Origin of the sequence: Butyricimonas hominis, assembly GCF_014287455.1 — a bacterium.
GTDB classification, from domain to species: Bacteria; Bacteroidota; Bacteroidia; order Bacteroidales; family Marinifilaceae; genus Butyricimonas; species Butyricimonas muris.
Map to the genome: position 1 here is coordinate 379,734 of NZ_JACOOH010000005.1, position 11,846 is coordinate 391,579.

Annotated in this window: 8 protein-coding genes; all 8 read left to right on the forward strand. The window is 45.1% G+C overall.

The features are described from left to right. The first annotated feature begins 3 nt into the window (after nt 1-3). Complete coding sequence (locus tag H8S64_RS13035) at nt 4-1,026, forward strand: hypothetical protein (RefSeq protein WP_186976469.1); 1,023 nt, start codon at nt 4-6, stop codon at nt 1,024-1,026. Nucleotides 1,027-1,131: 105 nt separating this feature from the next. Then, nucleotides 1,132-2,058 carry an ABC transporter ATP-binding protein gene (locus tag H8S64_RS13040; RefSeq protein WP_186976471.1) on the forward strand — a complete coding sequence of 309 codons (927 nt, stop codon included), beginning with the start codon at nt 1,132-1,134 and terminating at the stop codon, nt 2,056-2,058. A gap of 25 nt (nt 2,059-2,083) precedes the next feature. Further along, entirely contained in the window at nt 2,084-4,381 is a 2,298-nt protein-coding gene (locus H8S64_RS13045) for a Gldg family protein (RefSeq protein ID WP_186976474.1), read from the forward strand. 47 nt (nt 4,382-4,428) lie between these two features. Then, entirely contained in the window at nt 4,429-5,355 is a 927-nt protein-coding gene (locus H8S64_RS13050; protein WP_186976476.1) for an ABC transporter ATP-binding protein, read from the forward strand. A gap of 40 nt (nt 5,356-5,395) precedes the next feature. Beyond that, nucleotides 5,396-7,732 carry an ABC transporter permease subunit gene (locus H8S64_RS13055; protein ID WP_222621181.1) on the forward strand — a complete coding sequence of 779 codons (2,337 nt, stop codon included), beginning with the start codon at nt 5,396-5,398 and terminating at the stop codon, nt 7,730-7,732. Nucleotides 7,733-7,819: 87 nt separating this feature from the next. Continuing rightward, nucleotides 7,820-9,157 (forward strand): MutS-related protein, encoded by a 1,338-nt coding sequence (locus H8S64_RS13060; RefSeq protein WP_186976478.1) that lies wholly within the window; start codon nt 7,820-7,822, stop codon nt 9,155-9,157. Further along, on the forward strand, nt 9,154-10,485 hold the full coding sequence (locus H8S64_RS13065; protein WP_186976480.1) for a MutS-related protein: 1,332 nt from the start codon (nt 9,154-9,156) through the stop codon (nt 10,483-10,485). Before H8S64_RS13060 ends, H8S64_RS13065 begins: the two co-directional genes overlap by 4 nt. A 17-nt stretch (nt 10,486-10,502) precedes the next feature. Continuing rightward, on the forward strand, nt 10,503-11,840 hold the full coding sequence (locus H8S64_RS13070; RefSeq protein ID WP_186976482.1) for a TolC family protein: 1,338 nt from the start codon (nt 10,503-10,505) through the stop codon (nt 11,838-11,840). The last annotated feature ends 6 nt before the right edge of the window (nt 11,841-11,846 follow it).

Genomic DNA, 11,846 nt, shown 5'->3' on the forward strand with positions numbered 1-11,846 from the left:
ACTATGAAATTCAGATATTTATTATTTATCTTTTTTTGTGTGGCATTGTGGACAGGATGTTATAATGAAGATGATATTGTGCCCACGGAGGGAAATGAGATGATGTATTCTTTGCCGCAAGGAACTCATGAATATGATGATGATATTGTGCAATGGTTTAAGGACTATGGTTTTTATACAGTTTATGAGTACGATGTTAAGGATTTATACTGGGCAAATACCGGGTGGGAAGAACAAGTTGAACCTAATTTAGGAGGTTATTTGACAGCAAAGAAAGCCGATCCTGATTATGTTGCTCCGGTGTTGGGTATGTTTCAAGAATTTTTCTTGGATTATTATTCGGGAGATTTATTAAAAGAAGCTATGCCTTTGAAAGTTTTCTTGTGCTCAGAGTTGTGGCAGGGAAGTTGGTATAATAATCGTTTAGAGGGAATTATGGAACGTGGTGATTCAATTGAACTAATGGTATATAGGGGATACGACTATATTGCTTTGAATGGAGCGAGAAAAGATTTTGAAATCACGGAAGGTGTGAAAACAGAATTTATGCGGGGACTTCATAAGATTTTCTTGAATATATTGTATAATAAGGCTATTATGACTGTTCAAGATGACTTTGCTGCTGTTTCTAAATATGTGGCGTATAGCAATATGTATCCTTCTGATCCAAATGATTTTGATGCGGCTTCCAAGATGAACTGTTTTGCACAAGGATATTTGAATATCCAAACGGCAAAAAGTATTTATTCGGTGGATCAAATGAAAGAGTACGATTTTATGTTTTATTTGAATTTGGTAATGAGTTATTCATTGGCAGAATTGGAACAAGAGGAGGCTTATTGGAAATCTTGGGATAATCAGCCGTACATGGATTATCGTGGTTTGTTAAATCCGCGAAGAGGATTTGATAAAGTACGTCAAAAATACGAGATTATGGTTGAGTATATCGAGAGTTTCGGTGTAAATCTGGACCGCATCCGTTTCCCGGAGCGTTTCGAACCCGAGGGAGAAGAAGGAAACGATTGATGTTAGTTTAATTTTTTAGTGATCATTTATGTGATGCATCGCCCGTCTTTTGATGGGACGGGCGATGCTTTTAGGGAGTATTGTATGTAAAAATATAACGGTGTTATGGAAGAGATTATCGTAAAAGTAGAACGTTTGTCACATCGGTATAGTATCCAGTGGGCAGCGAGAGATGTAAGTTTTGAGATTCCCAAGCACGGGATTTACGGGTTGCTGGGTGCAAACGGGGCGGGGAAATCGACCGTGATGAATATCATGTGCGGGGTGTTGAAGCAGACTGAGGGAGATGTGATAATTGCGGGTGTGAACACGAAGCGGGACACGATTGCCGCCAAGCGGCATATCGGTTTTTTGCCGCAGAAACCTCCTTTATATCAGGATTTAACGGTAGAGGAGTATTTGACACATGCGGCGGATTTGCGTTGGATGGCACCTCGGGAGATTAAGAAGGCGGTGGAAGAGGTTATGGAACGTTGTGCCATCACTCACTTCCGTAAGCGGTTGTTAAAGAATCTGTCCGGAGGATACCAGCAGCGGGTAGGTATTGCGCAGGCTATCGTGCATAAGCCGGACTTAGTAGTGTTTGACGAGCCAACCAACGGTTTGGACCCGAACCAGATCGTGGAAATTCGTCGTTTGATCAAGAGTATTGCGGAAGAACGCACGGTGATTCTCTCCACGCATATCCTGTCGGAGGTGCAGGCTACTTGTGACCACATATTGATGATGGATCACGGGAAGTTGGTTTTTTCCGGTACCGTGGACGAGTTTGACAATTACATCGTGCCGAACACGATATATGTTCACTTTGCTAATGCGCCTACTGCCGAGGTGTTGGGGCAAGTGGAAGGAGTGACCGGGGTGGAGGACTTGGGCGGACAACAATTCCGGGTGCGTTTTACCGATGCGCAGGAGGTGATCGAGCGCCTCGTGGATCTGAGCACCGAACAGCATTGGCGGATGCAGGAGATTCGGCAGGAGAAAAATTCGCTGGATACGATATTTGCCAAGTTGACCGAGAAGGGAAATTAATTGCTAAACGTTAAAGAGATTTATTATGAGAGCCATATATAAAATAGCGAAGACGGAATTACAGATGCTTTTTTATTCGCCTATCGCTTGGTTATTGTTATTGTGTTTTATTTTTCAGACGGTGTTCTTTTACACGGGTATGCTCGAGGGATTCGTGCTTGACGTGGAAAATTCGGGGAGGACTTATTGGTGTTCTTATCGTTTATTTGTTATGGGACATGGCGGCGGATCGGGTTTGTGGCCGAGCGTGGTGAAAATCCTGTACTTGTATATCCCCTTGTTGACGATGGGGGTAATCAGTAAGGAGTTGAGTAGCGGTTCGATAAAATTATTGTATTCTTCACCGATCAGCAACACGCATATCGTGTTAGGAAAGTTTTTGGCGATGGTGGCGTATGCGTTTTTGTTGACCTTGATATTGTTCGTGTATGTCGTGTTTGCTTGGTGCACGATCGATAACTTCGAGTGGGCATGGATATTGACCGGGTTGTTGGGAATATTTTTGTTGACCTGTACCTATATGGCGGTGGGTATATTTGTTTCCAGTTTGACTTCTTATCAGGTGATTTCAGCGGTAGGTACGTTTATCGTGTTGATGTTGTTGGGTATGGTGAGCGGCTGGGGACAGCAGTATGACCTTGTGCGGGAAATTACCTATTGGTTGGGGATGAACGGACGTGTGAATACTTTTATTAGTGGTATGCTTTGTAGCGAGGATTTGATTTATTTCTTGACAGTGATTGCTTTGTTCCTGATGTTGACGATTATTCGTTTGCATGCTATTCGCCAGAAACAGAAATTCACGATTACGCTTTACAAAAATCTCGCGGTGATTGCTTTGGTTTGCCTAGTGGCTTTTATTTCGTCACGTCCGGCATTGTTAGCTTACGCGGATACGACTTCCACGAAAAAAAACACGTTGACTCCCGTGGCTCAAGAGATCGTGGGGAAATTGGATGGGGGATTGACGATTACTTCTTACGTGAACGTGCTTGACTCGAGATACGGTACTTACGCTTATCCTCATTTTATCATGAAGAATCGAGAGGCTTCTCGTCACTTTACACGTTTCAAGCCGGAAACAGAGTTGAAAGTCGTGTATTATTATGCGGATCCGAACGAGGGGATGCCGGGACGTCCTTCCGCTTGGCAGCAAGCCCGGCGATTGTGCGAGGTGTACGAGATGGACAGTACGATGTTGTTGTCGAGAGCTGAGGTGGATAAGATGGCGGATTTGGCGTCACAAGGATATAAGTTTATACGGGAAGCAGTCCGCGAGAACGGACAAAGAGAGTGGTTACATGATTTCACGGGTAGAGGATTGTTGGAAGAGGGTGCGACTGCCGTGGCGTTGAAACGTATGGTTATGGATGTGCCCAAGATCGGTTTCGTGACGGGACATCGGGAGAGAAGTATGTACGGGGATGTGCCGTATGACATGGGATACTTGTTGACGCATAGATGGAATGGCGGTTCCTTGGTAAACCAGGGATTTGATATGGTGGAGATAACCTTGGATAAAGATATACCAAAAGATATTAATATATTGTGGATTGCGGATATGCGCACGGAGTTGACTCCGGAAGAGGAGAGTGTATTGGGGAAATATATTGAACGGGGTGGAAACCTGATGTTTATGGGTGAACCCAGTCACCGCGAGGCTCAAAACAAGGTGTTGGGTAAGTTTTTCGGGTTGGAATTGACACCTTTGTTGGTGGGACCGGATGTTCGGTTCAAGGGAACTTTACCGACGGCAAACCTTTTGGCAACGGTTCCGACCCAACGGGTGAAAGATTTGATGTACCAGATGAAATCTACTTATCGGATTGCCCACGAGAATTGTGCGGGGATCGAGCAAGTGGAGGATAAGGGGTTCAAAGTGGAAGCTTTCTTGAAAACGGATACGATCGGTCCGGTGTGGACAGAATTGGAAACCACCGATTTCGTGGATGACACGGTGAAATTTAATCCGGCAGTGGGAGAGGTGTCCAAAGTGTTTAATACTGCGGTGGGGCTGACCCGTCAGGTGGGAAACAAGGAACAACGGATTATGGTGACGGGAGATGCCGATTGTTTGTCGAATAACGAGTTTGTAATTACGAGAGGGGTTTCTGCTGCCAATGGTAATTTGCTGGCGGGATGCGCTCTTTGGATGTCATACGGTGAGGTACCCTTGGATACGCGGCGTCCGGACACGAAGGATTCAACCGTGTCGATATCTATGGCTTGGTACAGGATATTTAAAGCCGGGTTTAAATTCGGGTTACCGATCTTGCTGCTGGGATGCGGGGTGTTTATTTGGTTCCGGCGGAGAGGAAGATAAGCGAGTGTGAAAATTTTGGTATGATAAAAAAGAAATAAAAGATATTTATGGAAGAAGCTATCGTAAAAGTGGAACATTTGTCACATCGTTACAGTGTGCAATGGGCTGTCAAAGATATTAGTTTCGAGATCCCGAAGAGAGGTATATACGGTTTGTTAGGCTCTAACGGGGCGGGGAAATCGACCGTGATGAATATTATATGCGGGGTGTTGAAGCAAACGGAAGGAAATGTGCTTATTCATGGTGCGGATACGCGTTTGGAACCTTTGGAGGCGAAGAAACATATCGGGTTCTTGCCTCAGCAAGCACCCTTGTACACGGACATGACAGTGGAGGAGTACTTGACGCATTCGGCTTATTTGCGCCGGATGCCGGATAAAGAGATTAAATCGGCGGTGGAGGAGGTGATGGAGCGTTGCTCTATTATGCATTTCCGTAGTCGGTTGATCAAGAATCTTTCCGGGGGATACCAGCAACGGGTGGGGATTGCACAGGCTATCGTGCATAAGCCTGCCTTGGTGGTGTTTGACGAGCCGACAAACGGGTTGGACCCGAATCAGATTTTGGATATTCGTCGCTTGATACAGGATATTGCGAAAGAGCGGACGGTGATTCTCTCCACGCATATTTTGAGGGAAGTACATGCGATATGCGACTACCTGTTGATGATCGAGCAAGGGAAGTTGGTGTTCTCCGGGACGGTAGACCAGTTTGATAATTATATCGTGCCGAGTACTATATTTCTACAATTGGCGGACGCCCCGGCTCCCGAGGTGTTGATGCAGGTGGAGGGTGTGACTGGCGTAGAGGAGCTAGGAGGACAACGTTTCCGCATCTCGTTCGAGGAAGCGGAAGGCGTGTTGGAACGCTTGATAGAAGCCAGTTCCCGCAATCGCTGGCGATTGATGGAAATTCGACCGGAGAAGAGTTCGCTGGACGATATTTTCGCGGCATTGTCGAAACAAGCGCACTGATGTATGAATTTAAGGTATGTGACTATAAAAAAATGAGATTATGAAATTGATATATAGAATAGCGAAGGCGGAGTTGCGGATGCTTTTTTGCTCTCCGGTGGCATGGTTCCTGTTGGTGATATTTACTTTGCAGACCGCTATGTACTTCACCGGAAGATACGAGTGGTTTATGAAAGGGAATGAATACGGGAGCGGGAGAACGATGATGGCTTCCATGTCTTTGTTCGCGAACGGGATTTGGGGTATCGTGCAAAATTATTTGTATTATTATATTCCGTTGTTGACGATGGGGTTGATCAGTCGGGAGTTGAGTAGCGGATCTATCAAATTGTTGTATTCGTCGCCGATACGTAATTCGCAAATTATCTTGGGTAAGTTTTTGTCAATGGTGATTTATGCCGCTTTGATGTGCGGGATACTGTTGCTTTACGTGGTTTACGCGGCATTTACCGTGGAGAATTTTGAGTTGCCGGTAGTGTTGGTCGGTTTGTTGGGATTGTTCTTGTTGACTTGCACGTACGTGGCGGTGGGTATTTTCGTGTCCAGTTTGACTTCTTACCAGTTCGTGGCAGCTATCGGGACGTTTATCATCTTGATGCTGTTGAGCATGGTAGGCGGCTGGTGGCAGGAGTATGACATCATTCGGGACGTGACTTATTGGTTGAGTATCAACGGGCGGGCTTCTACTTTTATTATGGGTATGCTTTGCTCGGAGGATGTGTTGTATTTCCCGGTTGTGACGGTTTTATTCTTGTTTCTAACGGTGGTACGTTTGAACGCGGTGCGTCAGAAAGTGCGTTGGCAGGTTTCTTTCGGTAGATATATGGCGGTCATCTTGATTGCTTGTACGATAGGATATTTTTCTTCCCGCCCGAAATTGATGGGGTATTACGATGCATCCTCCACGAAATGGAACACGTTGACGCCGCATAGCCAAGATATCGTGTCTAAATTGGATGGTGGCTTAACGATTACAGCTTACGTGAATATCTTGGGACCGAATTATCAGATGTTCGCTTTCCCCGATTTTATTCAACGTAATCGGGAACAATTTAAACTGTACGAACGGTTTAAACCGGAGATGAAATTGAAAGTGGTGTATTATTACGACACGATCACCTCGGCTGATGGGGTATACGGGGAAACCTTTGCCGAAAGATTGGCGAGCAAGAATCAAACCGTACACCAAGCGGCTAAGAAAATGTGCGAGTTATTCCAGTTGGATACCGTTTACCGGGTATTGAGTCCGGAAAAAATTCGGAAGATAGCGAATTTGGAGGGAGAGAGAACGTTTGCTTGGGAATTGGTGCGTGAAAGTGGTGAAAGAGCTTGGTTGCGTACGTATGATGACCCGATGCAACCTTTCCCCGGAGAGGCGGAGATGTCTGCTGCCATGAAACGGATGACGTTGGAAGTTCCGAAGATCGGTTTCGTGAAAGGTTACGGTATGCGTTCCATTCATGACACGAAAACTCGCGGTTATCACTTTTTCGCTTACAAGAAAGATTTCCGTCAGGCATTAGTAAACCAAGGTTTTGAAACGGTAGAAATTGATTTAGAGAATGGTATTCCATCCGATGTGAATATTGTAACAATTGCTGATATGCGTGAACCCTTTACCGAGAACGAGGAACAGGTTTTGGCGAAATATATCGAAAGAGGAGGTAACTTGTATATTTTGGGCGAGCCGAGAAGACGGGACGTGATGAATCCCCTGTTGAACAAGTATTTTGGCGTGGAACTATTGGAAGGTACGTTGGTTCAATATCGTTTGGAATGGTTACAACCGGATATATTGAATTGTATGATTACTCCCATGGCGAGAGAGTTCAGTTACTATTTCGGGTTGGCTAATGGAGTCATGTTACCGACGGCTGCCGGGTTGGAGCAAGTGGCTGACCGGGGTTTCAAAGTAACTCCCGTGTTGGTAAGCGATACATTGAATATTCAGAGGAAAGAGAATCGTTCATATGCAGTGTGGAACGAAATGGAGTCTTTGGATTACGTGGAGGAGCGTTTGACACTTAATCCGGCGAAAGGTGAGGTTGCTAAGGATTATTGCACGGGAATGGCATTAACCCGTATGGTGAACGGTAAAGAACAACGTGTTATGATCTTGGGAGATGCTGATTGTATTTCTAACGGGGAGATCACGGAAGGTCGTTCCCAGACGAATTTCATCATGGATTTGGGTACGTTCCATTGGTTGAGTAATAATGAATTACCTATTGACGTGAGAAGACCGGGTACTACAGATAACCGGGTTGATATCGGCAGATACGGGTTTTACGTGATGAACTGGGGATTCAAATGGATTATCCCGTTGTTGCTTGCCGGTGCCGGAATCGTGTTGTGGATTAGAAGAAGATCCAAGTAATTAAGTGATTTATGATTTACGATTTATGATTTCGGAAGGCCGGATGATTGAATCGTAAATCTAAAATCTAAAATCATAAATTGAATCATGAGTTTCAAAATAGATAAGCAAACATTGACGGATTTGGCTATATTCGGCACGGGTAAGAGCCAGTCGGTTTATGAGATTTTCAACCGGACTCACTCTCGCGGGGGTGCTCGGTTGCTGGAAGAGATGTTCCAGTATCCTCTTTCTGAAATTGACGCCATTGAAAGCCGGAGTAAGGCTATCGCCTATTACATGGATAGCCGGATGTCCTTTCCTTTTCGGGGGGCAATATTTGATGCGATTGAATTTTACCTGAATAACACGGACAGCAGGACTCAGTTGATGGCACAGGACAATACCTTGGGACGGAAGGTAAAAAACATCATGGGTTCCGACACGGATTATACATGGATACACAATGGAATCATGGGATGTCTGGAAATGTTGAATACCTTGAATGACTTTCTGGATTCCGGGGGTGAAGCGAGTGACCAGAATGTCAAGAAAGCCAATGACGAACTGAAAACATTGCTCGCCAATGAGAAATGGAATTGGTATCGGCAGGAGAAAGGGAAGAAGAAAGTAAATTACGAGCAAGCGGTAAAATACGATAAGGTGTTCCGGTTTGAAGAGCGGAGTAAATTGTTCAAGATGATGTACAATATATACTTGATGGACGTGTATATTACGGTGGGTGAAGTTGCCAGAGAACGGAATTTCGTGTTTGCCAAAGCTTTGCCGGCGGGGGAAAACGTGTTGAAGATGAAAGGCGTTTTTCACCCGTTCCTGAAGAAACCCGTGGGGAACACCATTAACGTGGACAAGAACAGCAATGTCATATTTCTCACGGGAGCGAATATGGCGGGTAAATCAACATTCATGAAGTCTTTCACGATAGCCTTGTTTCTGGCTCACGCGGGATTTCCCGTGCCGGCGGAGGAGATGGTGTTTTCCGTGCGTAACGGGATGTTCACGACCATTAACTTGCCGGACAACCTGAGCATGGGGTACAGTCATTTTTATGCCGAGGTGTTGCGTGTCAAGAAAGTGGCACAGCACTTGTGCCAGACGGAAAATCTGGTCGTCGTGTTTGACGAACTTTTCCGGGGCACGAACGTGAAAGATGCTTATGATGCCACGTTGGCGGTGACGGAAGCGTTTGCCGGGATACCGGATTGTTTGTTCATGATTTCGACTCATATCATTGAAGTGGGGCAGGTTTTAAAGGAGCGTTGTAAAAACATTCGTTTTGTTTATTTGCCGACGGTGATGGAAGGAAGTGTGCCGAGATACACGTATCAATTGACAGAGGGAATCACGAATGATCGTCACGGGATGATCATTATCAACAACGAGAAGATAATAGAAATAATAAACGGGGAAGGGGGCACGTTATGAGTTTCGAGACAGACAAGCAGACATTGGAGGATTTGAATATCTTGGGGCGGTACAAGAATAATTCGGTTTACAGTATTTTTTGTAATACGGTAACACGCGGGGGTGAACGCCTGCTGGAAAGGATGTTTCTCAATCCTTTGACGGATGCTGCGGAGATTAACCGACGAACCCAAATCTTCCGGTATTTCAAAGAGCATGATATTGCTTTTCCCGGCGAAACGAGAGAGTGTGATATCGTGGAGCAATATTTGTCGGGCGCCAGCGGTAAACATTGGGTATTTAATCTGGCGGTTCTATTAAGGGCGAAAACGCTGGAATTAATAGGAAATGATACCGTTATAAATCAGTGGCATGAACAAGTGATAACCACGTTGTTTTTCTTGCAAAAAGCCCAGGGGTATTTAGACGAGATTGTCAAGACAATCACGGGAAACCCTTTGGAAGAGAGAATCAAGTGGGGACATTCCCTGTTGCGGGACAAGGCGCTTGCCCGTGTGTTGGGTTTTCGGGGAGAAAAGCTAAGTTTGAGCGAGATGTTTAAGTTTGACAAGATATTGCGTTGTGATTTAAACAAGAAACTTGTTGATTTCGTGAAATTATTTTATGAAATAGACTTGAATACCGTGGTAGGGCGGGTTGCCCGGAAGCGGGAATTTTGTTTCCCAGTGGCTTACGCGGATAGTGAGGTTTCCATGGGGATACGGGGTTTGTTTCATCCCGCTTTGCCGGGTGCTGTGTCTAACGATCTGGAAATCACGAAAAGCAGGAATATCTTTTTCCTGACGGGAGCGAACATGGCAGGTAAATCCACGTTGATGAAATCTTTCGGCATAGCTGTTTACATGGCACACATGGGATTCCCCGTGGCGGCGAAAAGTATGGAGTTCACGGTACAGGACGGGATATATACTTCAATCAACGTGCCGGACAACATTAACTTGGGATACAGCCATTTTTACGCCGAGGTTTTACGGGTGAAAAAAGTGGCCGTGGAAGTGAGTTTGTCAAAACGATTGGTCGTGATCTTTGACGAGTTATTCAAGGGCACGAACGTGAAAGACGCTTTCGACGCCACGCTGGCAGTGACACGGGCTTTGGCAAATCGTCGGGCTTGTTCTTTCATGATCTCCACGCACATCATTGAGGTCGGTCAAGAATTGGGGAAGACGTGTGATAACGTGACTTTCGCGTATCTCCCAACTGTGATGAAAGACAAGGTGCCGACTTACACGTACCGTTTAGAAAATGGGATAACGAGTGACAAGCACGGGATGATTATTATTAATAACGAGCGAATCGTGGAAATCATTCGTTCGAGAGTAAGATAAACTGCAAGAATTTATTTATGAGAAAATTAAATGATGTTTATTCACGTTCGGGAAACGTGAAGTGGGGAAACCTTATGTCTTTGGTGTGCATATGTATCATAAATTTGAGTGCGATAGACGGGATGGCACAACAGAAGCCATGGTCTTTGCGGGTATGTATTGAACATGCCAGAGAACATAATCTTCAAGTAGAATACGCCAGAGTATCTTTGGAAAATACTTCAGTTGACTTGTCAAGGGAGAAAGCCCAGCGGTTACCATCACTTGATTTTTCGAGTACCCAGGGGTGGGGACACCAAAAGTCAAGTTCCTACACGGGTAGCTATTCCTTGAACGGAAATATGGCGCTTTACCAGGGAGGCAAACTCTCCCGTTCCATCCAGCAGCAGGAATTGGTTGAAAAAGCCATGACGCAAGATGTACTTGTTGCCCAAAATGATATTGAAATAGCGGTGACAAAGGCATATTTGCAAATTCTGTATGCGAATGAAACTTTAAAAACCGACAGGCAGACGTTGGAAAGTTCCGGAGAGCAACTGGCACGGTCGAAAGCCTTGCTTGATGCGGGTTCTATCAGCACAAGCGATTTCGCCCAAATGGAATCTCAATATAGCAACGATCAATATCGGGTGATACAGTCCGAAAATGATCTGGCTTTTTCCAAGTTACAATTGAAACAACTTTTGGAACTCGGACTGGAAGACGATTTCGATGTTGTGTTCCCGGAATTGGACGAGAGAAATGTGCTCGTTGCTATTCCCGGGTTAGATGAGGTCTACCGGGAGGCATTGCGGGTTATGCCTGAAATGAAAAGTAGCCGGTTGAACGTTGAATCGGCAATTCTGGGTGAAAAAATCGCCAAGGGAGATTACTTGCCAAGTATCTCGCTCACGGCTTCCGTCTCCACGAATCATGATTCCAAGAGTTCGGGGTCTTATTTTTCACAAATGGATGATCGCTTGAATGAAAATGTCGGGATTAATATTAGCATTCCGATCACGAACCGGAAGAAAGCTCGTTTAAATGTTTCAAAAGCTAGGCTTCAAACCGAGCAATCCCGGCTAGCCGAACGTAATACCCGAAAAGATCTGTTGCAAACTGTGGAATCATTACATCAGGATGTCGTGGCAGCCCAAAGTCGCTATTCGGCAGCCAATCAACGGGTAAAATCGGCTTACACGAGTTACCGGCAGGTGCAAGAGGAATTTGATGCCGGAATGAAGAACCCAGTTGATTTGCTGGTGGAGAAAAATAACTACCTGTCAGCCTTGCAGGAACAGATTCAAGCGAAATACCAAGCAGTCCTCGCGTTTAAGCTATTGAATTTTTACAGGAATGAATCGATAGATATATAATTTGAT